24 protein-coding genes are annotated in these 25,403 nt (G+C 62.2%); 8 read left to right on the top strand and 16 right to left on the bottom strand.

The window, feature by feature from the left end; translation table 11 throughout:
- Positions 1-13: 13 nt before the first annotated feature.
- From ispE to M0D68_RS23075, 3 genes are all read right to left on the bottom strand, one after another.
- Entirely contained in the window at positions 14-895 is an 882-nt protein-coding gene (gene ispE / locus M0D68_RS23065) for a 4-(cytidine 5'-diphospho)-2-C-methyl-D-erythritol kinase (RefSeq protein WP_266225433.1), read from the bottom strand.
- A gap of 73 nt (positions 896-968) precedes the next feature.
- On the bottom strand, positions 969-1,601 hold the full coding sequence (gene lolB / locus M0D68_RS23070) for a lipoprotein insertase outer membrane protein LolB (RefSeq protein ID WP_093643692.1): 633 nt from the start codon (positions 1,599-1,601) through the stop codon (positions 969-971).
- Positions 1,601-3,442 (bottom strand): tetratricopeptide repeat protein, encoded by a 1,842-nt coding sequence (locus tag M0D68_RS23075; protein WP_093643690.1) that lies wholly within the window; start codon positions 3,440-3,442, stop codon positions 1,601-1,603. The genes lolB and M0D68_RS23075 overlap by 1 nt, the downstream gene beginning before the upstream one ends.
- Before the next feature lie 87 nt (positions 3,443-3,529).
- Here M0D68_RS23075 and mutM point away from each other — a divergent pair, with 87 nt between their 5' ends.
- Both mutM and mutY read left to right on the top strand, forming a co-directional pair.
- A complete protein-coding gene (gene mutM, locus M0D68_RS23080) occupies positions 3,530-4,360 on the top strand; it encodes a bifunctional DNA-formamidopyrimidine glycosylase/DNA-(apurinic or apyrimidinic site) lyase (protein ID WP_054035812.1) in 831 nt (276 codons plus the stop codon).
- Positions 4,361-4,367: 7 nt separating this feature from the next.
- Positions 4,368-5,483, top strand: coding sequence for an A/G-specific adenine glycosylase (gene mutY, locus M0D68_RS23085; RefSeq protein WP_266225436.1), 1,116 nt, complete (start codon positions 4,368-4,370; stop codon positions 5,481-5,483).
- 36 nt (positions 5,484-5,519) lie between these two features.
- Here mutY and M0D68_RS23090 read toward each other — a convergent pair whose 3' ends face one another.
- The 11 genes from M0D68_RS23090 to kdsD form a co-directional block, all read right to left on the bottom strand.
- Positions 5,520-6,152 carry an LON peptidase substrate-binding domain-containing protein gene (locus tag M0D68_RS23090; RefSeq protein ID WP_054035816.1) on the bottom strand — a complete coding sequence of 211 codons (633 nt, stop codon included), beginning with the start codon at positions 6,150-6,152 and terminating at the stop codon, positions 5,520-5,522.
- 39 nt (positions 6,153-6,191) lie between these two features.
- Positions 6,192-7,085, bottom strand: coding sequence for an RNase adapter RapZ (rapZ, locus tag M0D68_RS23095; RefSeq protein ID WP_093643686.1), 894 nt, complete (start codon positions 7,083-7,085; stop codon positions 6,192-6,194).
- A 109-nt stretch (positions 7,086-7,194) separates the two neighbouring features.
- A complete protein-coding gene (gene hprK / locus M0D68_RS23100; protein WP_012431656.1) occupies positions 7,195-8,163 on the bottom strand; it encodes an HPr(Ser) kinase/phosphatase in 969 nt (322 codons plus the stop codon).
- A 140-nt stretch (positions 8,164-8,303) separates the two neighbouring features.
- Entirely contained in the window at positions 8,304-8,819 is a 516-nt protein-coding gene (locus M0D68_RS23105) for a PTS sugar transporter subunit IIA (protein ID WP_074285509.1), read from the bottom strand.
- Between the two features lie 317 nt (positions 8,820-9,136).
- Positions 9,137-9,493, bottom strand: coding sequence for a ribosome-associated translation inhibitor RaiA (gene raiA / locus M0D68_RS23110; RefSeq protein ID WP_054035819.1), 357 nt, complete (start codon positions 9,491-9,493; stop codon positions 9,137-9,139).
- Between the two features lie 170 nt (positions 9,494-9,663).
- Positions 9,664-11,181, bottom strand: coding sequence for an RNA polymerase factor sigma-54 (locus M0D68_RS23115; protein ID WP_256455576.1), 1,518 nt, complete (start codon positions 11,179-11,181; stop codon positions 9,664-9,666).
- Between the two features lie 185 nt (positions 11,182-11,366).
- Entirely contained in the window at positions 11,367-12,152 is a 786-nt protein-coding gene (lptB, locus tag M0D68_RS23120; protein ID WP_093643681.1) for an LPS export ABC transporter ATP-binding protein, read from the bottom strand.
- Positions 12,149-12,820, bottom strand: coding sequence for a lipopolysaccharide transport periplasmic protein LptA (gene lptA, locus M0D68_RS23125; protein ID WP_093643679.1), 672 nt, complete (start codon positions 12,818-12,820; stop codon positions 12,149-12,151). Before lptA ends, lptB begins: the two co-directional genes overlap by 4 nt.
- A 20-nt stretch (positions 12,821-12,840) precedes the next feature.
- The gene (lptC, locus tag M0D68_RS23130) at positions 12,841-13,449 is read right to left on the bottom strand and encodes an LPS export ABC transporter periplasmic protein LptC (protein ID WP_266210998.1); all 609 of its coding nucleotides are present in this window, start codon (positions 13,447-13,449) and stop codon (positions 12,841-12,843) included.
- Complete coding sequence (locus tag M0D68_RS23135; RefSeq protein WP_093643675.1) at positions 13,446-14,006, bottom strand: HAD family hydrolase; 561 nt, start codon at positions 14,004-14,006, stop codon at positions 13,446-13,448. The genes lptC and M0D68_RS23135 overlap by 4 nt, the downstream gene beginning before the upstream one ends.
- Positions 14,006-14,989, bottom strand: coding sequence for an arabinose 5-phosphate isomerase KdsD (kdsD, locus tag M0D68_RS23140; protein WP_054035827.1), 984 nt, complete (start codon positions 14,987-14,989; stop codon positions 14,006-14,008). The genes M0D68_RS23135 and kdsD overlap by 1 nt, the downstream gene beginning before the upstream one ends.
- A 161-nt stretch (positions 14,990-15,150) precedes the next feature.
- On the opposite strand from kdsD, the gene M0D68_RS23145 reads away from it, so the two are divergent.
- The 5 genes from M0D68_RS23145 (at position 15,151) to purU (ending at position 20,428) form a co-directional block, all read left to right on the top strand.
- On the top strand, positions 15,151-17,154 hold the full coding sequence (locus M0D68_RS23145; RefSeq protein ID WP_093643673.1) for a monovalent cation:proton antiporter family protein: 2,004 nt from the start codon (positions 15,151-15,153) through the stop codon (positions 17,152-17,154).
- A gap of 145 nt (positions 17,155-17,299) precedes the next feature.
- Complete coding sequence (locus M0D68_RS23150; RefSeq protein WP_093643671.1) at positions 17,300-17,866, top strand: adenine phosphoribosyltransferase; 567 nt, start codon at positions 17,300-17,302, stop codon at positions 17,864-17,866.
- 46 nt (positions 17,867-17,912) lie between these two features.
- On the top strand, positions 17,913-18,527 hold the full coding sequence (locus M0D68_RS23155; RefSeq protein ID WP_171925180.1) for a LysE family translocator: 615 nt from the start codon (positions 17,913-17,915) through the stop codon (positions 18,525-18,527).
- Between the two features lie 66 nt (positions 18,528-18,593).
- Positions 18,594-19,442, top strand: a complete 849-nt coding sequence (locus tag M0D68_RS23160) for a DUF4743 domain-containing protein (protein WP_266225437.1) — start codon at positions 18,594-18,596, stop codon at positions 19,440-19,442.
- 116 nt (positions 19,443-19,558) lie between these two features.
- Positions 19,559-20,428, top strand: coding sequence for a formyltetrahydrofolate deformylase (purU, locus tag M0D68_RS23165; protein WP_054035832.1), 870 nt, complete (start codon positions 19,559-19,561; stop codon positions 20,426-20,428).
- A 94-nt stretch (positions 20,429-20,522) separates the two neighbouring features.
- On the opposite strand, the gene M0D68_RS23170 is transcribed toward purU, so the two are convergent.
- Complete coding sequence (locus M0D68_RS23170; RefSeq protein WP_266225438.1) at positions 20,523-21,758, bottom strand: PepSY domain-containing protein; 1,236 nt, start codon at positions 21,756-21,758, stop codon at positions 20,523-20,525.
- 327 nt (positions 21,759-22,085) lie between these two features.
- Here M0D68_RS23170 and M0D68_RS23175 point away from each other — a divergent pair, with 327 nt between their 5' ends.
- Positions 22,086-24,254 carry a TonB-dependent siderophore receptor gene (locus M0D68_RS23175; RefSeq protein WP_266225440.1) on the top strand — a complete coding sequence of 723 codons (2,169 nt, stop codon included), beginning with the start codon at positions 22,086-22,088 and terminating at the stop codon, positions 24,252-24,254.
- A gap of 55 nt (positions 24,255-24,309) precedes the next feature.
- Here the strand turns inward: M0D68_RS23175 and M0D68_RS23180 are convergent, their stop codons facing one another.
- Positions 24,310-25,395, bottom strand: a complete 1,086-nt coding sequence (locus M0D68_RS23180) for an AI-2E family transporter (protein ID WP_093643661.1) — start codon at positions 25,393-25,395, stop codon at positions 24,310-24,312.
- Between the last annotated feature and the right edge of the window lie 8 nt (positions 25,396-25,403).

Genomic DNA, 25,403 nt, shown 5'->3' on the forward strand with positions numbered 1-25,403 from the left:
GACGATGCAAAACTTATGACGCGAAAGTAAAGAGTGGATGCTGATCGAGACTTGCAGTTACTGCGCTGTTCCATTCGCGAGGCAGTTTGGCTTGCGCCGCTTCTGCTTCAGCTTTGCTACGGAACGCTGCAAATACACTTGCACCTGATCCAGACATCCGCGCTGGTGCGATGTCTTCAAACCATCGCAGCACTTGCGCTACTTCCGCGTATTTTCCCACGACAACCTGCTGCATGTCATTGCGGCCAAAACTTTCTGGCCAGTCAGTGTTGCAGCTAAGTTCTGCAGGAAAGTCCGTAATTATGAGGGGTTTCGAATCTCTTGTCAACGCTTTTTCGGAAAAAATCGCTGCAGTTGGAACGTGAACCCTCGGTGTCACCACCAGGAAATGGCGCGGCGGCAATTGTACAACGTCTAAAGCCTCTCCGACACCCTGTGCGAACGCATTTTTCCCAAAAACAAAAAATGGCACGTCCGCACCGAGCTTCAACGCCAGCGCTTGCAACTCCAGTCGCGGCAAATCGAGTTTCCAGAGGCGGTTCAGCGCGAGTAACGTGGTGGCCGCATCGGAGCTGCCGCCGCCCAGACCCGCGCCCATTGGCAGGCGCTTGTCGATTTCGATATCGACACCTGCGGGCGAGCCGGTATGCGCTTTCAGGAGCGTTGCTGCGCGCACGGTGAGATCGTGTTCCGGCGGCACGTCGGCGATCTCAGTGCTGCGCGTGATGAGGCCGTCGTCGCGCCGCGTGAAGTGCAGGATGTCGCCCCAGTCGAGCAACTGGAAGACGGTTTGCAGCGTGTGATAGCCGTCCGGCCGGCGGCCGGTGATGTGCAGGAAGAGGTTCAGTTTCGCTGGCGCGAGGCAATCGCGCAGCGAGTCGGTCGTTTCAATCATGAGTCAGGGCTACATGCGCCATAGCGGCGCGGAAGAAGCGGCAAAGTTTGCGCGAACGGGCGCGGCTACTGAACTACTGATCCAGCACGAGCTTGATGTCGAGCGGCGGTTCCGAGCGGCTCAGATTCACGCGCTTCACGCCGGTGGCCGGCGCGTCGGCATACGCCAGGTAATCGATCGTCCAGCCGTCCTGCGTGATCTGCTTCAGACGCGAAGGCTGCTCAGGATCCTTCTCGGTTTTCGCGCGCGACGTCGGCGCAGGCGACGGTTGCAGCCAGTAGCGCAGCCCTTCGACCGGTAGCGCGAAGCCGAGCGCGTTCTGCATCAGCGTGGAGACGTTGTCGGCGGTGAGCGGTTGGCGATTCGGCAGTTCGAGCGTCGCCGAAGCCGGCGACGAAGTCACGATGGCGAGCGTCTGCCCAAGCGGATTGCGCAATTGCAGGGTGACCGTATCGCCAGTTTCCTGCCAGGTGAAATTGCCATAGGCATTGCGCTGCTGGCCGTTCTGATCGTTGTACTGGACCGCGAAACGGCCTTGATAAGCACGCGAGGTCTGGGCCGTGACGGACGTTGCCGCATTCGACGTGGACGGCCCCTGCGGCTTAACCGATGCACAACCAGCCAACGCGACAACCGCTGCCGCTACGAATCCGAGCGCCGCGCCACGCGGCGCCCGGGGATAGGAGATCAAGCGGGAAAGACGCATCAAAGATCGTTCACCTGAAGACGTTGAAGCGTTTTGACCAGGGTGTCGTTGTCCGGTTCGAGCTTGCGTGCGTCGCGGAAAGCGGCACGAGCCTGATCCTGCGCGCCGGTTTTCCACAGCACTTCGCCGAGATGCGCGCCGATTTCGGCGTTCGGCTGGAGGTCGTACGCTTTGCGCAGCAGCTTGATGGCATCCGACGTATCGCCCATCCGGTACTTGACCCAGCCGACGCTGTCCATGATGAACGCGTCGTTCGGCGCCAGCGCCGAGGCCCTCTCGACCAGCTTGTCCGCTTCCGGCAGCCGCTGATTGCGATCGGCCAGCGAATAGCCGAGCGCGTTATAAGCCTGCGGATTGTCCGGCTGCGTCTGGATCAGCTTGCGCAACTGCGCTTCCATGACGTCGTAATGGCCGGTTTTTTCGGCGGCCATCGCGTAGTCGTAGGTCAGATCGGGGTCGTCCGGGAAATTCGCGGTGGCCTGCTGCAGGCGTGTTTCCGCTTCCGGGTAGCGCTTCGCGTCGAACAGAATGGCCGCGTCGGTGCGGGCAATCAACGCCTGGTCGCGCGGATCGGGTGCCTGCAGGTTGGCCAGCAGCTTGCGCGCGTCTTCAGTCTTGCCCTGCTTGGCGAGCAATTGCGCCCGCGTGATCTGCGCCGGCACGAACTGCTGGCTCGCTGGCGAAACCTTGTTCAGCCAGTCGCTCGCCGCTGCTTCGTTCTTCTGTTCGAGTGACAGTTGCGCAAGATAGATATACGCCTGGCCCGGATCGGCGCCTGGCGTTTTCTCGGCTTGCTGCGCGTACTGGGTCAGATAGGTCTGCGCCTCGGTGAAATTCTTCTGCTGGATCTTGATCAGCGCGAGCGCCATCAGCGGCGTGAGGTCGGTCGCGTTGTTCTTGTGCATGATCTCGAACTGCTTCTGCGCGTCGTCCAGACGGTCGCTCGCGAGATACATCTGCGCGAGCGCGAGACGCGCGTCATGCGATTTCGGGTTCTGCTGCACGTACTTTTCGAGCGACGCGATGCCTTCCTTGCGCTCCTCCGGGCCCATCTGCGACAGCATCAGCGCGGCCGGCAAATAGTCCGGCTTGAGCGTGAGCGCCTGCTCGAGCGACTTGCGCGCGCCCGGTGCGTCGTCGGAAACGAGCTGCTGGCGCGCGATGGCCAACTGCGCCTCGGGCCGGTTCAGGTCGTTCTTCAGCAGATCCTGCAGCACATGCAAGCCGCCGATCCGGTTCGGGCCGCGCGAGAGCAGCAACTGCAGCGCCAGAATCGCGCTGCCGCGATTGTCGGCCGGCACTCTCGCGAGTTCACGGGCGAGGATCGGCGCGGCGTCGTCAGGCTTGCCGGACAGCACGAGTAGCGATGCATCGAGTTGCGCGGCGCGTTCCGAATCCGGCGCATACTGCTGCCACAGTTGCGCGGCGGCCAACGCGTCCGACGGGCTTTGCGCGGCCAGCGCGATTTCCGTGGCGCGTTGCGCCATGCGCGGATCGTGCGTGTCGCGCGCGAGCGCGAGGTAGGTCTGGTAGGCGGGCGCGGGCTGATCGCGTTGCAGTGCGACTTCAGCGGCGAGCACCTGGAATACGATCTGGCTGGACAGCGGCACACCCGGCAGAGACTTCTGGTCTTCTGCCGTTGCCGGGCCGAGTGGGTCTGGCAGGGTGACGGACGTGTCATCCGAGTCTGGCGACGGGTCCTGCGCGTGCGCGGGCACGGCAGCCAGCGCCCAGACGGCGAGCGCGGCGGCACCGAGCATGCGGCGAGCGGACACGGCGTGCGGCACGCGGGATGCGCTAGCCGGGCGCTTCGAAAACAGCTTCACGAAGGACAAGTTCATGGAAATCCGTTCAATGTTTCGGACGATTGTAACGCGCTCGCTACAATAAGCGCACAACCACTCACGCAAGTTGCAGACCAGTTAGACATGCCAGAGTTGCCAGAAGTTGAGGTTACCCGAAGGGGAATCGAACCGTATGTGTCCGGGCGCAAGGTTGAACGCGTCGATGTGCGTACGCCCGCGCTGCGTTGGCCGATTCCGGCGGACCTTGCGAAAACCTTGCGTGGCAGCGTGGTGCGCAAGGTCGAACGGCGCGGCAAGTATCTGCTATTCGAGATCGACGCCGGCTGGTTCATTGTGCATCTCGGCATGACAGGCACGCTGCGCGTGCTGCGCCATGTGCCGCGTCCACCCGCTGCGGCGAAACACGATCACATCGACTGGATTTTCGACGAATTCATTTTGCGCTATCGCGATCCGCGGCGCTTCGGCGCGGTGTTGTGGCACCCGCGCGAAGCCGGTGGCGTGCTCGAGCATCCGCTGCTCGCGAGCCTCGGTGTCGAGCCGTTTTCGCCGGCGTTCTCCGGCGCGTTGATGCACCGGCTCACGCGCGGGCGCAAGGTGTCGGTGAAGCAGGCCTTGCTGGCAGGGGAAATCGTGGTCGGCGTGGGTAATATCTACGCGTCCGAAAGTCTCTTTCGCGCCGGTATCCGGCCTACCACCGCGGCGGGCCGCGTCTCGCTCGTGCGCTACGATCTGCTGGCCGACGCGGTGCGCGTCACGCTCGCCGCAGCGATCGAGAAGGGTGGCAGCACGCTGCGCGATTTCGTCGGCAGCGATGGCGAAAGCGGTTACTTCCAGCTCGACTATTTCGTCTATGATCGCGCGGGGCTGCCATGCCGCGTGTGTGGAACGCCGATCAAACAGATCGTGCAGGGGCAGCGTTCTACGTATTTCTGTCCCACCTGCCAGCGCTAAATTTTCGATGCCTTCTCGTATAAGCCCGTCCGCCGCGTCCGCTACGCCCGCTTTTCCTGTCATGTCTGATTTTTCCGCGCGGCTGATTGCGTGGCAGCGCAAGCATGGCCGCCATGACCTGCCCTGGCAGAACACGCGCGATCCGTATCGCATCTGGCTGTCGGAAATCATGCTGCAGCAGACGCAGGTATCGACGGTGATTCCGTACTACACCAAGTTTCTTGCGCGTTGTCCGGATGTCGCCTCGCTCGCCGCCGCGCCGGCAGATGATGTGATGGCGCTGTGGGCCGGCCTTGGTTATTACTCGCGTGCACGCAATCTGCATCGCTGCGCTCAGGTGGTCGTCGAGCAGCATGGCGGTGCGTTTCCCGAGTCGGCCGACGAGCTCGCGGAATTGCCGGGCATTGGCCGCTCGACGGCAGCGGCGATCGCCTCTTTCGCGTTTGGCGCGCGTGCCACGATTCTCGACGGCAACGTGAAGCGCGTGCTGGCGCGGGTATTTGGCGTCGAAGGTTTTCCCGGCGAAAAGAAAGTCGAGAACGCGATGTGGACGCTGGCGGAATCGCTTCTGCCGTCCAACGCATCGGACGACGATGTCAGTGCCTATACGCAAGGCCTGATGGACCTCGGGGCAACCTTGTGCGTACGCGGCAAGCCGGACTGCCTGCGCTGCCCGTTTGCCTCCGACTGCGTGGCCAACGTGACCGGACGTCAGCGTGAACTGCCCACAGCACGACCGAAGAAAGCCGTGCCGACGCGCCGCACATGGATGCTGGTGCTGCGCGACGGTAACGCTGTGATGCTGGAAAAGCGCCCGCCTTCGGGCATCTGGGGTGGCTTGTGGAGCCTGCCCGAAGCTGCTGACGAAGCCACGCTTGCCGAGCGTGCACGTGCCTTTGGTGGCGACGGAGCGGTCTCACCGCTCGCGCCGCTCACGCACGTCTTCACGCATTTCAAGCTGGATATCGAGCCGCGGCTCGCTGAACTGGATCGTGGTGTGGGCGCATTGGCTGCGCTTAACGACGCGGACACCGCATGGGTCGCGTTAAGCGATCTCGATTCGTTCGGTGTACCCGCGCCGGTGCGCAAACTACTGGATAGTTTGCACGGCTCGCTGATCTAGCCAGCCGCGAGCCGAAAAAGCCGAAAGCACATCAAATCAAAGCAGCTGATGCTGCTGCATATAGTGATGAACCACGTCGATTCGCGCGCCGGCGTCCTGCAGTTCCATCAACTTTTGCCTTGCGCGAAGAGCGATCGGCAACACTTCCGCAAGCCGGTTCGACACCCATGACGGATCTTCCAGCCTGAACGGTTCCGCGAACGGCAAGCTGTCCGGGTCGCGTTCGCGGATCGTGGCGATGATCCGTTCGAGCACTTCCGCGCACGCACCGAACTTGGCCAGTTGCTCATTGCCCTCGAGCGGTATGTCTTCGCCAAGCGGCTCCGCCATGCCGACCAGCAAGCCGCTGCTCTCCACACGATGCGACAGCAGGCGAAACCGCCGGGTGCCACGTGCCCGAATCAGCAGCATGCCGAAGGCTTCGACATCGCACTCTTCGATCTCGGCGAGACAGCCAATTGCTTCGGGCACCGAAGGCTCTTCTTCGCGCGCCACTTCCGCGCCGCTTTTCAGCAGACACACACCGAACGGCGTTTTTTCACGCAGACACTCGCGCGCCATATCGAGGTAGCGCGCTTCGAAGATTTTCAGCGGCAGCAGTCCATCGGGAAACAGCACCGTATGCAGCGGAAACAGCGGCACATCGGCAAGCACAGTAGAAGAAGACATGGCGCAACGCTTCGAGTTAAGGCCGCGCGATGCGGCCGGTTAAGCCACTAACTTCGATGATTCGCCGGCATGAACCGGCGCATCGCGGTGCCGCACAATGACATTCGCTGACGTTGCGAGACGCGCGGCGAGCGTCTCAGCAATGAATACCGAGCGGTGCTGGCCGCCCGTGCAACCGATCGCGACCGTCAGATAACTGCGGTTGTCGTCACGGAAATGCGGCAACCATTTGGCGAGAAATTTTTCGATGTCGTCGATCATTTCATGCACGACCGGCAGCGCATCGAGAAAATCCCGCACCGGTTGGTCGAGGCCCGTGAGCGGCCGCAATTCATGATCGTAGTACGGGTTCGGCAGCGTGCGTACGTCGAAAACATAATCGGCGTCGAGCGGCACGCCGCGTTTGAAACCGAAGGACTCGAACATCAGCACGAGCCCCGCATCTTCCTGCTCGATGAAGCGTTTGACCCATGCACGCAGCACGTTTGCGCGCAGATTGCTGGTGTCGATCTGATGGCCGAATTCGGCGAGGCCCGCCACGAGTTCGCGTTCGCGTTCGATCGCTTCGGCGAGCGACGTCAGCAAGCCGACGTCTGCATCATGCGCCGTGGAACCGGACAGCGGGTGGCGGCGGCGTGTTTCGGAAAAGCGTTGAATCAGCGACTGCGTGCTTGCGTTCAGGAAGAGTACACGCACATCGTGGGCGCGCGACAGGTCGCGGATCATCGCGGGCATTTCGTCGAGCGAAGCGCTCGAGCGCGCGTCGATGGCGACCGCGAGGCGTTCCTGGCCGTCGTCGGCGAGATAGTTGGCCAGTTGCGGCAAAAAACGCGGCGGCAGGTTGTCGACGCAGTAATAGCCTGCGTCTTCAAGCGCGTTCAGGGCAACTGATTTGCCGGAGCCGGAAATACCGGTGATCAGGATTATGCGCATGGAGTCGTGAAATCCGTACAGTTCATCATAGCATCTGGTCCCAGTGCGCGCGCCGTCGCAGGCTGCCGTTGGCCGCGGACGTCACACGGTGACGCGGGGCCGCGCGGATTCAGATTAATTTGCCGGGAAACTGGCTGTCCGGGTCCTGCATGGCCAGACGCTGACGATCCATGAAGTCGCGCAGCGTATCGATGCCGCGCAGTTGCAGGATCGTGTTGCGCACGGCCGCTTCGACCAGAACCGCGAGGTTGCGGCCGGCCGCCACCTGAATCGTGACTTTGCTGATCGGCAAGCCGAGTACGTCGACGGTTTGGCTTTCCAGCGGCAGCCGCTGGAATTCACCGTCCGGACGGCGCACCAGTTGCACGATCAGTTTCAGCTTCATTTTGCGGCGCACCGCGGTTTCCCCGAAGATCGTCTTGATGTCGAGCAGGCCCAGACCGCGCACTTCGAGCAGGTTTTGCAGCAGCGGCGGGCAGCGCCCTTCGACGAAATCCGGCCCGAGGCGCACGAAATCCACGGCGTCGTCGGCAACGAGGCCGTGGCCGCGGCTGATCAGTTCCAGCCCGAGTTCGCTCTTGCCGAGGCCGGAATCGCCGGTGAGCAGCACGCCCATACCGAGAATGTCGAGAAACACGCCATGCAACGTGGCGCGCGGCGCCAGAATGCGCGACATGTAGAGGCGCAGGCTGTCGATCACCGCGGCGGCGGACATTGGGGTGGTGAAAAGCGGCGTGGACGAGCGCGTGCAGCGCAGCACCAGTTCCGGCGGCGCGGCGACGCCGCCCGCCACCACCAGAAACGGCGGTTCCAACGCGATCAGCTCGGCCATGTGGCGCGAGCGGTCTTCGTCGGTTTGGCGCTTGTAGTAGTCGATTTCGGCGTCGCCGAGCACCTGGATCCGGTTCGGGTGGATCAGGTTCAAGTGGCCGACAAGGTCGGCGCTCGACGTGGCATTGGCGACTGATTCCGAAGAAAAGCCGCGTTCCCAGCCTTCATGCCCCGTCAGCCAGCTCAACTTCAGCATGGCGGCGTTGTCGTCGAAAATGCTCTGGGCGTTGATGCTGGACGTATCCATGAGTCGGTGACTCCCGTGTGGACCGCTTGCTTGGGAAAGGATGCGGCCTCGTTAACGCGGACCGCGCACCTCGCCTGGCTGTACCCGCCTGCAGGCGGGAAGCCGGGTGAATAGGCGACGTGCGGATAACCGCCGCTGCATCAAGGTTGCCACTGAGTGAGCAGGCGATGCAACGATTCGCGGTCTTCTTCCGTGTGCAGGCGCTCGCGGGCTTCGCGATCGGACAGCAACTGGGCGATTTCCGAGAGAATTTCGAGGTGCTGCTGGGTGGCCTGCTCAGGCACGAGCAGGAAGATCAGCAGCGAGACCGGCTGACCGTCGGGCGATTCGAAGGGGATGGGTTCGGCAAGGCGGACGAATGCGGCGAGCGGCTGCTTCAAGCCTTTGATCCGGCCATGCGGAATCGCGACGCCTTCACCAAGCCCCGTCGATCCGAGGCGCTCGCGCGCAAACAGATTGTCAGTGACCGTGCTACGGGCGATGCCGTTCTGGTTCTCGAAGATCAGGCCCGCTTGCTCGAACACGCGCTTCTTGCTGGTGACCGATAGTCCGACGACGACGTTCTCGAGGGGAAGAAATTTGGCTAAACGATTCATGTTGACAGGCGAAAACGTGGCCTGGGTTCTCCTCGCTGGGGCGTTTGAGTGATGTTCCATTCGTTTGATGCTCACGGCGACGTGCGTTGAAGTCCGAAAGCGCAGGACTCCGGCCGACCGATTTCCGTTTGAGCTAACTTGACCCCGATGGTAACCGGAACATTATAGAACAGGGTAGCCACGGATGGTGCGGCGCGCCATCCATGCATCATGGGTTTCTTCGCAGGATTGATCTGGTCTGCCCGGCGGCCTGAAAAAGGTGCCCTGAAACGAAAAACCGCCCGGTCTCGGGCGGTTTGGCTGGGGATACGCAAATGCGAGCAAATGCGGGCGAATGAGGAAAACGAAGGAAAGTAAAGCAGGCCTTCTAATCTTCCTTATTGCGGCGGCACGTCCAGGATTGGTGCCGGCTGGTACTTGATCGCATCGTGCTGATGGCCTTGCAGGCGATCTTTATGGCGTATCACTTGCCGGTCGAGCTTGTCGATCATCAGATCGATCGCAGCGTAAAGATCGCTGTCACAGCTCTCGACGAAGATATCTTTGCCCTTCAGATGCAGGTTAATTTCAACCTTTTGACGCTTTTCCTTTTCCTTGTGGTTGTCGACCGAGAGGACCACACTGCCGTCGATGACCTGATCAAAATGTCTTAGCACCCTATCCAGTTTGGTGATCACGTATTCGCGCAACGCAGGCGTTACTTCGAGGTGGTGTCCACTGATCTGCAGATTCATAGTGCTTCTCCAAGCTAGAGGCCGCTTGTTCCGCACGATGACGAAGGTCCGGTCGATCTGTCGGCTTGCCTGAGTCGCCCCCCGGTGACTGACTTCTGGCAGGTCGCATCGGCCGGCCTGTCCGCCAACTGCGGAGCGGCCGGTAAATGCCCGTCGCGGGAGGCGGCGGGCTACAGAGACTTGCGCAGGTTGACTGCCGGAATCTTGAGGGCCTCGCGATACTTCGCAACGGTACGCCGTGCGACCACGAAGCCCTGTTCCGCCAGCAGTTCGGCTATGCGGCTGTCTGAAAGAGGAGATTTCGGGTTTTCCGCTCCTATCAGTTGCTTGATGAGCGCGCGAATCGCCGTGGAAGACGCCGCGCCGCCCGTGTCAGTCGAAACGTGTGATCCGAAGAAGTACTTAAATTCAAGCGTCCCGAATGGGGTCAGCATGTATTTACCGGTTGTCACACGGGAGACAGTTGACTCGTGTAGGCCCAGCGTATCAGCAATTTCTCGCAAAACCAAGGGGCGCATGGCAATTTCGCCGTGGACAAAAAAGCTCTTTTGACGCTCGACAATGGCTTGCGCGACCCTGAGGATCGTTTCGAAACGCTGCTGGATATTTTTGATCAGCCAGCGTGCTTCCTGCAGTTGCTGGCGCAACGATCCGCTGCCCGGATCGCCCCGGTTATTGCGCAGAATATTCGCGTACAGATGGTTGATGCGCAGCTTCGGTACCACTTCCGGATTGAGTTCCGCCTGCCAGCCCTGTGCCGTTTTGCGCACCATGATGTCCGGCACGACATAGTCCGCTTCCGCCTTGCCGTAAGCGGCGCCGGGAAACGGCTCGAGCGAGCGGATCAAAACATGCGCATCGCGTAGATCGTCGTCGTTCGCCTTCAGGTGTTTGCGCAGGCGCGTGAAATCGCGCGCCGCGAGCAGTTCCAGATGATGGGCGACGATGTCGAGCGCAAGCGTGCGTGTAGACGAGTGGTCGAGCCGCAGCAATTGCAGCTTGAGGCACTCGGACGCGGAGCGCGCGCCGACGCCTGCCGGGTCGAAGCTATGCAGCAGCGCAAGCGCGGCGTTCATTTCGTCGAGATCGACCTCGAGCTCTTCGGGCAGATCGGTCAGCACTTCCTCGAGCGTGGCGGCAAGATAGCCGTCGTCGTCGAGCGATTCGATCAGGAAGGTGATCAGCGCACGGTCGCGCTGGCTCGCCTGGGTGACGCGAAGTTGCGCCATCAGGTGATCGCGCAGCGAGGTGCTCGATTCATGGATTTGCAGCGGCGGCAGATCGTCGTCGTCCGAGGCATTGCCGGAGCGGCCGTAGTCGCCGAGATCCCATTGCGACGCGTCGCCGTTGTTGTCGCTCGCGAGGCCGTTGTATTCGTCGACACCTTGCGGCTCGCCGTTCTCGGCGCGCTCGCTGCTGCTGGTGGACGAAGACGATGTATTGCCGCCCATCTGATCGGACGGTGGGGAGGAATTGGGCGACTGGGCGATCAGTGAGCCGTCGGCCGCCACGCGCAGGGGACTCGCAATCCAGTCGTCCTCATTCTCGAGGAGCGGATTCTGCGAGATCGCCATTGCGACTTCCTGCTGCAGTTCGAGCGTGGACAGCTGAAGCAGCCGGATGGACTGCTGCAGTTGCGGGGTCAGCGCAAGATGCTGCGATAGGCGGAGTTGGAGGCTGGCTTTCATGGCAAGTTGAGATTCATTGTAGAGAGTTTGCCACGACCGCGATACATTGCGACATTCGCAATTACGCGTGCGCCCGTTTTCGGCGGCGCTGGGCGCGGGACGGCCCAGGTCAAAAATGCTGATGTGCGGATGCCGCAAAGGGGTCGGCGGATGCACGCTCGCACCGCCGGCAATCCTTTGTGCACTTACATGCGGAAGTGCTCGCCCAGATAGACGCGCCGCACGCTTTCGTTCTCGATGATGTCGCTCGGCGCACCGGCGGCCAGCACGCTGCCGTCGCTGATGATGTAGGCGTGGTCACAGATGCCGAGGGTTTCGCGCACATTGTGGTCGGTGATCAGCACGCCGATATTGCGCTGCTTCAGAAATTTAACGATCTTCTGGATTTCCAGCACCGCGATCGGATCGACACCCGCGAACGGTTCGTCGAGCAGAATAAAGCTCGGATTGGTGGCCAATGCACGAGCAATTTCAACCCGCCGACGCTCGCCGCCCGACAGCGACAGCGCCGGATTCTCACGCAGGTGAGCGATCTGCAGTTCGTCGAGCAAGGCCTCGGTGCGGTTCGTAATGGTTTCCTTGCTGAGCCGCTTGCCGTTGTCTTCGACCTGCAATTCCAGCACCGCGCGAATGTTTTCCTCGACGCTGAGCTTGCGGAACACCGAGGCTTCCTGCGGCAGATACGACAAGCCCAATGATGCGCGCTTGTGAATCGGCAGCAAGCTGATCGACTTGCCGTCCAGGTCGATTTCACCTGCATCGAGCGGCACGAGGCCGACGATCATATAGAACGAGGTGGTCTTGCCAGCGCCATTGGGACCGAGCAGGCCGACCACTTCGCCGCTTTTCACGTCGAGCGAGACGTCTTTGACGACCGTACGTGAGCCGTAGCGTTTCTTCAGGTTGCGGACTACCAGCGAACTGCTGGTGCCGGCCGGTTTGCGATTGGGGAGGGACGCGGAGGAACTCACTGGTTCGGTGCTCCCTGGATCGTGGTGGACGGCGCGAGCGTGGCCGACGCGCCGTTCAAGGGCGCTGCGCCGCCATTGCGCGGCGCCAGCATGGCGCGCACGCGGCCGGTCGGGTTGCCCGGGCCGGCGACGTCCTTACCCGCCTTAGCGGTGTAGAAGTCGCTCTGGCCGTCATAGGTAATGACGCTGCCGTGCACCTGGTCCATGACCGTTGAGAGGCCTTGCAGGCGCTTGACGGTGGCGTTGGTGGTGAGCGTGGTCAGATCCTGCTTGCCGTCGTAGTCGATCCGGATGGCCGTGCCTTCGATGTATTCATCGAGGCCTTCGCGCTTCTGGCGGAAATACGACAGATTGCCGCCGCTCGACGTGCCGGTGGCGTACTGATAGCCCTGTGGGTCTTGCGTCACTTCGACCCGATCGGCCCTGATCACGATCGTGCCTTTGGTGGCGACCACGTGGCCGGTGAAGATGTTGACCTGTTTGAGGTCGTCGTAAGTCATGTTGTCCGCTTCGACGTTCAGCGGCTTGTCCTTATCGGCGCGGTCGGCGTGCGCAAGCGGCGCGAAGCCGGCAAGCGGCAGCGCGACGAGCAGCGCAGCGAGTCCGGCGCGGCACGCGGACAGGGTGCGCGAGCGGCCGGTATCAAAACGGGGGAACGATTCGTTCATGCAGTCACGCCTGGAATGGATTACCCGGGTTGCTTGGGCGAGCTGACGGAGCCTTCGGACGCGGCAATCGCGCCCTTTACATTGCCGAACAGCTGCATCACCCGGGTGACGTTGTTGTAGTTCATGCCGCTGGCAGTCATCACAGACATGCCGCGCTGAAGTTTAACCGGCTTTTCGGTCTCGATCACATCGTCGTTGACCAGCACCCTAAAATGCTGCGAATCTGCCTGCATCTGCGGATCGCCGCTCCCGGCCGCCCGTACGATGCGCGCGTTGTCGTACAGATTGACGATCGAGGCGTCGCCGTTCACCGTGCCGGTGTCTCCGGTCGCGGTGACGATCGGCTTGCCGGGCTGAAAGGCGCGCATGGCCGGCTTGACCAGGTCGCTCAGCTCGTCATCCTCGTAGTGAATCAGGGACTGGGCGGTCAGACGGTATTGCGTCGAGCCCGACTGATCGAGTTCGGAAACCGAGAAGTTGTCCGCGAAGTAGTCGGGCGTGTGCTCCTTGGGGCGCAGCACGCCTTCGTTCTGCCGCGGCAGCGTGGCTTGCAGCAGCCACCATGTAATGCCGGCGAGCGCGGCCATCGCGACGAGCGGAATCAGTGAGGTCCAGCGAAACCGATTCATCCGACGAGGCCTCGCTGTTCGCCGCTGCAGGCTGCCGCGAGCAGCGCCTCGTATTTGTGTTGCGCGCGCAGCAGGGTGTCGCAGACTTCGCGCGCCGCACCGTGGCCGCCGCGCGCCTCGCTGACCCAATGGGCGCGCGCGATCACTTCAGGATGCGAATTGGCCGGCGCCGCCGCGAAGCCGACCTTCAGCATTACGCCGAGATCGACCCAGTCGTCGCCCATATAGCCGCATTGTTCCGCAGTCATGCCGGTTTGCTCGAGCAGGTCGGCGAACGCCTGGGGTTTGTCTTGCACGCCCTGATAGACGTGGGCGATGTTCATTTCCTTCGCCCGCACCGCGACGATGCCCGACTTGCGCCCGGTGATGATCGCCGTTTCGATGCCGGCCTGGCGCAGCAGCTTCATGCCGTGGCCGTCCATCGAGTTGAAGCCCTTCATCGTGTCGCCTTCCGCCGTAAACAGCAGGCCGCCGTCGGTCAGCACGCCGTCGACGTCGAAAATCATCAGCTTGACGCGGCTTGCGCGTTCAGTGGCGGTAAGGGGGGCGACGGGCATCAGATCACCTTCTTCGAGAACAGGTCGTGCATGTTGAGTGCGCCGATCAGCTTGCCTGCTTCGTCGACGACCAGCATCTGATTGATGCGGTGGCGCTCCATCAGTTCCACGGCTTCGACAGCAAGTTGATCCGGACCGATGGTGCGCGGGCCGGCGGTCATGACCGAGGCAATCGACAGTTCGCGGAAATCGCCGTCGCGTTCGAGCACGCGGCGCAAGTCGCCGTCGGTGAAGATGCCGGTCACGTGATCGTTGTGATCGACGATCGCCGTCATGCCCATGCGCTTGGCGGTCAGTTGGAACAACGCGTCGCGCACGGTCGCGTCAGGCGTCACCTTCGGCACCTGGTCGTCGGTGCGCATCACGTCGCGCACATAAGTCAGCAGGCGGCGGCCGAGGGCGCCGCCCGGATGCGAACGGGCGAAGTCGTCCCGGCCAAAGCCGCGCGCGTCCAGCACCGCGACCGCGAGCGCATCGCCGAGCGCGAGCGCGGCGGTGGTGCTGGCGGTGGGCGCAAGATTCATCGGACAGGCTTCTTTTGACACGCCAGAATTCAGATGCACGTCGGCCAGTTGTGCGAGACTCGACGACGGACGGCCCGTCATTGCAATCAGCTTCGCGCCGAGCCGCTTGATGAGCGGCAGGATCGCCACGAGTTCTTCAGTTTCACCGGAATTGGACAGCGCGAGGAACACGTCGTCTGCCGTCACCATGCCGAGGTCGCCATGACTCGCTTCCGCCGGGTGAACGAAGAACGCCGGTGTGCCGGTGCTGGCGAGCGTGGCCGCGAGCTTGCGGGCCACATGGCCGGATTTGCCGATGCCGGAAACGACAACGCGTCCACGGCAACCCAGGATGAAGTCGACCGCCCCGACGAAACCATCGTCGAGTTGATCGCGAAGCGCGCGCACGGCGTCCGCTTCGATGTCGAGCACGTCGCGAGCGAGCGCGAGTGCCCGGTCGCCATTGATTTTCGCTATCATTCGCGGAGTATAGCAAAGGCGCTTGTTCGCCGCGCCGGGCCTGCTGTGCCAAGCCGCTGTCTTTATTGCTGCCTTTACCGGCCCCTCAACCTTGTCGCACGGCCTTTCTCGTGCGCGGTTCCGCTGACGAACGAGGACGCTTTACCGATGCGTTTTAGCCGATGATTTCCCCCCTCGAAATGACGCTATTCCTGCTGCTGGCATCAGTGGCCGGAGTGGTGACTTTTCGCTTTCTGAATCTTCCACCGATGCTGGGCTATCTGACGGTCGGCATCGTCGTCGGGCCGCACGCGTTCGGTTTGATTCCCGATTCGGTGGGCGCACAGAACCTGGCCGAGTTCGGCGTTGTGTTCCTGATGTTTTCGATCGGACTGGAGTTTTCGCTTTCCAAACTGCGCTCGATGCGCCGGCTCGTGTTCGGCTTGGGCCTGTTGCAGGTGATCGGCACGATTGCCGTGGCGGTCACGCTCGGCTTCGTGCTGGAACGCTGGGTGCACATTACGTGGCAGGCGAGCGTGGCGCTGGGCGGCGCGTTGGCGATGTCGTCGACGGCGATCGTCAGCAAGATGCTCGCTGAGCGGCTCGAGATCGAAACCGAGCACGGCCGCAACATCTTCGGTGTGCTGCTGTTCCAGGATCTGGCGGTGGTGCCACTGTTGATCGTGATCGCGGCGCTGGGCGGCGATTCGAAAGATCTCGTCAGCGCGCTTGGCGTGGCCGCGATCAAGATCGTCGTGGCGTTGGCGCTATTGTTAATAGTGGGTCAGCGCTTCATGACTCGCTGGTTCAACGTGGTCGCGCGCCGCCGTTCGCAGGAACTGTTCATTCTCAACCTGCTGCTGGTGACGCTCGGCGCGGCGTTCATCACGGATAAGTTCGGCCTGTCGCTCGCGCTCGGTGCGTTTATCGCCGGCATGTTGATCGCCGAAACGCCGTACCGCCATCAGGTGGAAGAGGACATCAAGCCGTTTCGCGACGTGCTGCTGGGCCTCTTCTTCGTCACGACCGGCATGCTGCTGAATCCGCGCGTGATCTGGGAGCATCCGTTCATCGTGCTCGGCTTCCTGGTCGGCCCGATCCTGCTGAAGGCGGTGATGGTGACCGGGCTCTCGCGCCTGTTCGGTGCGTCGCCGGGTGTTGCGATGCGCACCGGTATCGGCCTCGCGCAAGCCGGTGAGTTTGGCTTCGTGCTGCTGAACCTGATTCTCGACAAGCATCTCGTCGACGCCACCCTGTTGCAGGCGATTCTCGCTGCGATGCTGCTGTCGATGCTGGCCGCGCCCTTCATGATCCAGAACGCCGATCGAATCGTGCTACGGTTGTCGTCGACTGAATGGATGATGCAGTCCTTGCAGATGACGCGTATTGCAACGCAGAGCCTGAAGCAAAGCGGTCACGTGATCATTTGCGGCTACGGCCGGGCCGGGCAGAATCTGGCGCGCATGCTGGAGCACGAAGGTTTGTCGTATGTCGCGTTGGACCTGGACCCCGATCGCGTGCAGGCCGCTGCGGCGGCGGGTGAGTCCGTGGTGTTCGGCGATGCGGGGCGGCGCGAATCGCTGCTTGCCGCCGGTATCCATCGCGCCGCGGCGATCGCGATTACCTACGCGAACACGCCGTCGGCATTGCGCGTGCTACACAATATTCACGAGCTTGAGCCGACGCTGCCAGTGATCGTTCGTACCGTCGACGATGCCGATCTGGAAAAGCTGCTGGCCGCCGGTGCGACCGAAGTGATTCCGGAAATCGTTGAGGGCAGCCTGATGCTGGCCTCGCACACGCTAGTGCTGATGGGTGTGCCGATGCGGCGCGTGGTGCGGCGGGTCGAGGAAATGCGCGACGAGCGTTACGCGCTGCTGCGCGGCTATTTCCACGGCGCGGACGACATGGAAGACGACGACGGCCACGAACAGGTGCGGCTACAATCGGTGCCGGTCGACGAAAACTCGGACGCAGTAGGCCGAACGCTGGCGGAATTGGGCCTGTTCGATCTGGGCGTCGAGGTGACGGCCATTCGGCGGCACGGCATTCGCGGCGTCGAGCCGGACCCGTCCACCAAGCTGCGCGCGAGCGACATCGTGGTGTTGCGCGGTCTGCCCGAACAGTTGGCCGAAGCCGAAGAACTGCTTTCGAAGCATCGCCGCGCGGGCGCCGCTGCGGCCTAGCAACAACGGTGCGACCGGCGTGGCGTTGCCTGGGTGTGGTTTCGGCGAGGCCGGCGTTGCCGGCCACGGCTGAGCCGCTTGCGCCTCGCCGGCCGAACCTGATTTAGCCTTTCATCGGACCCGCCGAGGTCCATCCGGAGACATCATGTCCAACGCGCTCGCGAGCGCGCCGCTCGATGCGGCCGACTACATCAAAAGCCATATCCGCACGGTGCCCGACTGGCCGCAGCCGGGTGTGCAGTTCCGCGACATCACGCCGCTCCTGCAGGAGCCGAAGTCGCTGCGCGTGCTAATCGATCTGTTCGTCCAGCGCTATATCGACGCGAAGCTCGACTACGTCGCCGGGCTGGATGCGCGCGGCTTCATCATCGGGCCGATTCTGGCTTACGAGCTGAACCTCGGCTTCATTCCGATCCGCAAGCAGGGCAAGCTGCCGTACAAGCGGGTCGCGCAATCCTATGAGCTGGAATACGGCACCGCGACCGTCGAGATTCACGAGGACGCCTGCAAGCCGGGCGACCGCGTCGTGATCATGGACGATCTGATCGCCACCGGCGGCACAATGATGGCCGGCAAGATTCTGCTCGAGCGGCTCGGCGCAGTGGTGATCGAAGGGGCGGCGATTATCGATCTGCCTGACCTCGGCGGCTCGGCCTTGCTGCGCAAAGCGGGCCTGCCGCTCTATACGGTGACTGAATTCGGCGGCCATTGAACGCTGGATGCCAACTTCTTCCTGCATACAACGAAGGTAAGAAAAGATGCCCAACTTCCTGTTGTTCCTCGCGACCTCGATCGCTATCACGATGGCGCCTGGCCCCGACAATCTGCAAGTGCTAGCGCGTGGCATCTCGCAAGGCCGCGCGGCGGGTCTAGTCGCCGCGCTCGGCTTTGCCGCCGGCATCACATTCCACACCACGTTGGCCGCGCTTGGCGTGGCCGCGTTGCTGCGTTCGTCGCCGGTTGCGTTTGAAGTGATCAAGCTGGCGGGCGCTGCCTATCTGATCTGGATCGGCATCAAGGCGCTGCGCAGCCAGGGCCTCGCCACCGCGCACGAGCGCGCGCCGCAACCGTTGAAGGCAGTGTTTCGCCAGAGCGTGCTCGGCAATCTACTGAACCCGAAGGTGACGCTGTTCTTCGTCGTGTTCCTGCCGCAATTCGTGCAGCCGCACGGCACGCAAAGCGTCACGGTGCAGATGCTCGAACTCGGCGTGTTGTTCATGTTGCAGACCGTGGTGGTGTTTTCGCTGTTCGGCGTATGCGCGGGGATGATCGGCGGCTGGTTGAAGCGCCGGCCGCGCGTGGGCGTGTGGCTTGATCGGCTTGCTGGCGCGACGTTCATCGCGATTGGAATTCGCGTCGCCTTGCGTGATTGAAGCTATTGACGTTGCTGCCCGGCTGACACCAACCGAACGCAGCTGAAGACCAGTTTGGAGTTTTGAATGACTTTGCCTTGCATCACCGCCGCGCGTCGCTTCGACATAGACGCGCATCTGCCGTTCTGGATCGACGCCGAGCAGGTCGGCTGGATTCGCTCGACTGATGTGCCCTTGCTCGCGCGCTGGCCCGATGTGTTTGAAATCGACAATACGCGCGTCACGCTCGCGCCCGCGTTCAACACCGTCGATCTGCGCAGCGCGGCGCTCGGTTCCGTGATCGGCGCACTTGCCGCCGAGGGCCGCATTCCCGGCTGGCGCAACGAGACTTACGCGATCCGCAATGCGTTCGATGCACCGCCGCTCGCCTACATCGAACGCGCGGCGTCGCGCTTCTTCGGCACGATGACCTACGCGGTGCATCTGAACGGCGTCGTAGAATACGCGGATGGCGCGCCGCAATTGTGGATCGCGCGCCGCAGCGACGCCAAGGCCACCGACCCGGGCATGCTCGACAATGTCGTCGCAGGCGGGATTGGCTGGGGCTTCAGCATCGAGGCGACGATCATCAAGGAGTGCTGGGAAGAAGCCGGTATTCCCGAGGAGATCGCCGCGCGTGCCACGGCTGGACGCACTGCGCATGTGCTGCAATCGTTGCCGGAAGGCACGCAGGCCGAACAGATTTTTATCTACGACCTCGCGCTGCCGGCCGATTTCGCGCCGCGCAATCAGGACGGCGAAGTGGGTGAACACCGGCTCGCGCGCATCGACGAAGTGGCGCGCTGGATTGAAGAAGGCGCGATGACTGTGGATGCGAGTCTGGCTACGCTGGATTGCCTGCTGCGCCGCCGCTGGATCGACGAAGACGCGTGTCCGGGCATCGAGACGCTGTTCGCGCCACCGGTGCTTGCATAAGCGCTAGTCAGGCGCGGGTGCAGGTTCGGCGGACAAGCCAGATCACGCTGTAGCACGCTGCATCGAATAAGACACACCGAACAAACTACGCACTGAAGAAGGGAGTCACCCAGGTCATGTCGACCGATCACAGCTTTATCCTCAAACTGTCGTGCGCCGACCGGCCCGGCATCGTCCACGCGGTTTCGGGCTTTCTGTTCGAGCGTGGCAGCAATATTCTCGACTCGGCGCAGTTCGGCGATAGCCGCACCGGCGAGTTCTTCATGCGCGTGCATTTTCAGCAGGTCGGCGGCGATCCGGGCCAGGACGTGTTGCGTACGTCGTTCGCCACGCTCGCTGAGCAGTTCGGTATGCGCTGGGAATTGCACGATGCGTCGGTGAAGCCGCGCGTCGTCATCATGGTGTCGAAGATCGGCCATTGTCTGAACGACCTGCTGTTCCGCTATCGCACCGGTCAATTGGGTATCGAGATTCCGGCGATCATCTCGAACCACAAGGAGTTCTATCAGCTCGCGGCCAGCTATGACATTCCGTTCCATCACTTCCCGCTGATGGGCGGCACGCCCGACGCGAAGGCCGCGCAGGAAGCGCGCGTGCTCGAAGTGATCGACGAGCATCAAGCCGATCTGGTGGTGCTCGCGCGCTACATGCAGATTCTTTCGCCGCAACTGTGCGAATCGCTCGCCGGCCGCGCGATCAATATTCACCACTCGTTCCTGCCGAGCTTCAAGGGCGCGAAGCCGTATTACCAGGCATTCGACCGAGGTGTGAAGCTGATCGGCGCAACGGCCCACTACGTAACGACAGATCTCGACGAAGGTCCGATCATCGAGCAAGGTGTGGAACGGGTCGACCACAGCATGACGCCGGAGCAACTGACGGCGATCGGCCGCGACGTCGAATGCGTGACGCTTGCGCGTGCAGTGAAGTGGCACGTCGAGCATCGCGTCGTGTTGAACGGCAGCAAGACGGTGGTGTTTCGTTAAACGTAGTTGATGCGCTTGCAGTGGGGCGGCCAAACCGCGGCCGCATCACTCCGCTGCAAGCTTGCGCCGAATGAGTCGGCGCTCCCTCGTCAGATCAGGACCGCATTGCGGAGCTACCCGCATTCCGCGCGTCCGGCGCGAGCCGTGCGTTTTGTGCGGAACGGCGGCGCGCATTCAGTTTCTTCAGCCAGATCAGTAGTCCCGTTGCGCTCAACACGGCGACTGCAATCCCCATCGCGCTAATCAGAATCCGTCCACCGATACCGAGGATGCGTCCCGAATGCAGGGGGAATTGCACCTGCATGAAGATGTCGCCCGCTGTGCCCTTGCCGGGAATCTGCGCGCCGAGTTGCTTGCCGGTGGCCGCGTCCCAATACATCCACGGATTGCCGAGGCCGAGATCACCGTGATCGTTGCCGGTTGCGTAGAAGCCGACGCCGTAGGCGTGCAGGAATTCCGCGTAGTAGACGCCGCCTGGCGGCACTTTCAGGTTCTGCGCCTTACCGGCTTGCTCGGCTAGCTGCACGATGCGCTCGCGGCTCAGTACCTGATCGCCGGGCTGCGGCGCACGCAGAATTTCGGGGTTGTTGATCGGATCAGGCGTGAGCTTCGAGACTAGCGACACGACTGGCCGAACGACCGGCCCGGAGAGATTCATCGATACCGACGTTAGCGCGACGATCACCAGCAGGCCCCAGATCCACACGCCGCCCGAACGATGCAGATCGAAGGTGAGCGCATAGCCGCCGCGTCCGATGCGGAATGCAAACGACTTGCGCCATGCCTTGAGGCTCGGAAACGACAGCCATAGGGCGACCACGCTATCGAACAGCCACACGATTCCAACGATGCCCATCAGCCACGTGCCGGTATCGACGCCGCCGGTGAACGGCAAATGCAACGTGTAGTGCAGCTTGTAGATGAACGGAATCAGATTGAGCCGCGCGAGTGAAACGGCGCCCCATTCGCGCCGGCCCTGGATGTCGCCGGTGGCGGGGTCGACGGCAATCTGGTTGAAGTCGAGCGGGTAGGGCTGCTTCGTCGCGGGGTTGGTGCGCGGCAGCACCATCATCTGCAGCGTGTGGCCGGGTTCGGCGTCGAGCGGCAGATACGTCACCTGCAGGCGCGGATCGGCGGCTTCTACGCGGCGCGCCAGTTCGAGTCCGGACAGCGCCGGACCGGCGGTGCGCGCTTTGAAGAACGACGGGTTCAGCGCCGCATCGAGTTCGTGATCCCACGCGATGATCGCGCCGGTCAGGCCGGCGACGAACAGAAACAACGCAATGGCGACACCGAACCAGCGGTGCAGGCGGACGAGTTGCCGCCTCATGGGCGAGCCGGCGAAATGCGGCGGGAATTCTGACGGGGTGTCACGGCAAAGGCTAGCTGCAAATGGGAATTGTTCTCATCTTATGGAATCGTGCCATCGGCTGCAAGTTTCTCGTAAGCATGGCGCGGGGCCGCTCAGGCAAGTCGCTTGCGCGCATCGCGTAGACCCTTATCTGGCACGGCTTTCAGGCGGTGTGGATTCGCCATGTGCGACAAAATGTCGCATATCAAACCTTACAATTAGCATAATTTCTTCGGCATCATCGCGACCTGTGTGAATGGGAATTATTCTCATTTGATATGGGTGTCGAAGAAAACGGAATCAGCGATGAGCGTAAAAAACGGGGTAAAGCAGCCGAAGAAGCGGCTGACGGTGCGGCCACTGCACGTGGCGGCGTGTCTGGCATTCGCGGCAAGTCATGGGGCGTGGGCGCAAGAGGCGTCCATCGCGCAGGCGACGCCGGACGCAAGCGAAAAAGCGCTGCCGACAGTCAAGGTCACGGCGACGCAAGACACGCCACAGCATCTGAAAGAAGACGTCAGCAGCGGGGCGCTCGGCGCGCGCTCGCAACTCGACACACCGTTCTCCACCACGGTGGTCACCAGCGAAGAATTGCAGGATCGCCAGCCGTCCAAGCTCGGCGACGTGTTCGCCACCGACGCCTCCGTATCCGACAACGGCAACGCTTACAACGCATGGGCCACCTACGTGACGGTGCGCGGCATGCAACTCGACTGGCAGTCCGGCTTCAAGATTGACGGCATGCCCTTCAATAGCTATGGGATCACGATGCCGTACGAGCAGCTCGAAAAAGTGGAATTGCTGAAGGGGCTGACCGGTTTCATGTACGGCTTCGGCGCGCCGGGCGGCGTGGTCAACTACGTGACGAAAAAGCCGCCGGTGTCGAGCACGCCGATACGTAGCGTCGACATCGGCTATCAGACCGACGGCGTATGGAGCGAGCATGCCGACCTCGGCGGACGTGTCGGCCCGAACGACATGTTCGGCTACCGCCTGAACGCGACGCACGAAGAAGGCAAGACCTACAACGAAGGTAACGTGCGGCGCGATGCTGTTTCGCTGGCGCTCGACGCCCGCATCACCCGCGACCTCAAGGCGACCTTCGGCGCGCTGTATCAGCAGCGTCGTTCGAGCGGTATCACCGGGGCGATCTCGACGGCGCAATATTCCGGCACGAGCTTGCCGCATACGCTGAGCGGTGGCACAGGCGACCTCTCCGGCCCCGATCAGCATCTGAATACGAACGTCCAGCTCTACACCGCAGGCGTGCAATACAACCTCGGCCAGGACTGGACGCTCAACGCAAACTACAGCTACAGCAAAAGCTCGCGCGATCGCAACGAAAGCACGTACTACCTGCAAAACAGCGCAGGCGATTACACGGATACCCGCTTCGCCGGCAAGGAAGGGCATCAGCTGAGCTTGTGGCAGGTGTCGGCGGAAGGCAATGTCAAGACCGGGCCGTTCCAGCATCAGCTCGTGTTCGGCGCAGCCTATCAGCGGCAAACCAACGACTACGGCGCGAACAGTTTCTTCGGTCAGATCGGCACCGGCAACATCTATCAGCCGAACACCAATACTTTCAACAGCGCGTCGAATTACTACACGTACCGCGACAGCGACGTCACGCAAAAGGCACTGTTTGCGAGCGATACGATCCAGTTGACGCAGCGCTGGTCGGTACTCGGCGGCGTGCGTTACACGAACTACGAACAGCACGGCTATTCGACCACTGGCGCGACGCTCTCGACGTATCGTCAGAACGGTGTCGTGACGCCTTCCGTCGCGCTGATGTTCAAGCTGGCGCCGACCACCACGCTGTACACCAGTTACGTCGAATCGCTGGAGGCGGGTACCGTCGTGGGCGACACGTACGCGAACCGGGGCGAGTTGCTCAAGCCGCTGCGCAGCAAGCAGTACGAAGTCGGGATCAAGAGCGAGCATGCGCGCTGGAGCGCGACGGCCGCGCTGTTCCGGATCGAACGCGGCTCGGCATATGCAAACAGTTCCAACGTCTTTACGCAAGACGGTGAGTCGATCTTTCAGGGCGTGGAGTTCGGCGGCGATGTACGTCTGGGCTCGAGCTGGAATGTCGGCGGCGACCTCATGTGGATCAACACAAAGTACGAGAAGGGCGCGGCCAACAACGGCAATCGCGTGGCCGGCGCGCCGCAGTTCGTCGTGGCGGGCCATGCGACGTACTCCGTGCCGTATGTGCCGGGGCTGCGTATCGGCGCCGACGCGAAGTTCACCGGCAATACCAACGTGCGTCCCAGCGCCGATCTGAACGCGCCGGGCTACATGCTGGTCAACCTCGGTGCGAGCTACGCCACGCGCATCGGCGGCTACGACGTGACGTTCCGCGCGGCGATCGACAACCTGCTCAATCGCCGTTACTGGGAATATCAGTACGCGGACTACGTGACGCCGGGCGATCCGCGCACGCTGTCATTGAACGCACGCATCGACTTCTGATGCATGAAAAAAACGGCACCCAGGTGCCGTTTTTTTTCCGCTTGCTGCTACCCGCTCACACCAGCCGCAGATAAATCAATTCCCGCTTGATATACGCATAGAAGATCGGCGCCGCCACCACGCCAGGAATGCCGAACGCGGCTTCCATCACGAGCATCGCGATCAGCAGTTCCCAGGCGCGCGCCTCGATCTGCCCTCCGACAATGCGCGCGTTCAGGAAGTACTCCAGCTTGTGAATCAGGATCAGGAATACCAACGACATGATCGCAGCAGGAAAACTCACCGAGAGCGCCACCGCGACGATGATCGTGTTCGAGATCAGATTGCCGATCACCGGCAGCAAGCCGACGATAAACGTCACCAGCACCAGCGTTTTGGAGAGCGGCAGCGTGTCGTGAAAGATCGGCAGGACCACCAGCAGGAAGATGCCGGTGAAGACCGCATTGATCGCGGAAATCTTCACCTGAGCGAACACGATGCGGCGGAAGGCGTCGGCGAAACGTGTCACGCGCGTGACAAACGCCGTGGAGAGCGGCAGCCGCTGCATATGCTTCTGCGCTCCGACCGCGATGATCGCGCCGATGATCATGCCGATCAGAATGTGCGTGAAGCCGCGCGCCGCGGTCTTGCCGCTTTGCTGCAGCATGTTCGCGTGCGTCTGCATCAGCTCGGCCGCCTTGGCCTTCATCTGGTCGGTATCGACCGGCAGATAGTTGGCGACGAATTGCGGAATCCGGCCGCGCGCCTGGTCGATTAGCTGCATCGCCTGGTCGAGCAGTTTCTGCACGCTCGGCACGTCGTTCTCGAAATGTTCGATGATGCCGAGCGTCAGCCCCGTCAATGCACCGACTATCACGGCCGAGAGGATTACCACCGCGAGCCAGCGCGCGCGCTGACTCGACATATGCCGTTCGATGCGCGGCGCGATGGTGTGCACGAGTTGAAACACGAGCAGCCCGGCGAGCAAGGCGCCGAGCAGCTTCAGTTCGATGACCGCCCACATTCCGATCAGCATCAGCACGTAACTGCCGATTTCGACCGCCGACAGCTTCGGCAGGCTCATGTCGCTAGTCAGCCTGACCGGGCGTGGGCGTAGGTCCCGCACTTGCCCGTCGTCGCTCGCCTGATTCCGCTTGGCCATGGCTTATT

Source organism: Paraburkholderia sp. SEWSISQ10-3 4 (assembly GCF_030464785.1).
Classification (GTDB): domain Bacteria; phylum Pseudomonadota; class Gammaproteobacteria; order Burkholderiales; family Burkholderiaceae; genus Paraburkholderia; species Paraburkholderia aspalathi.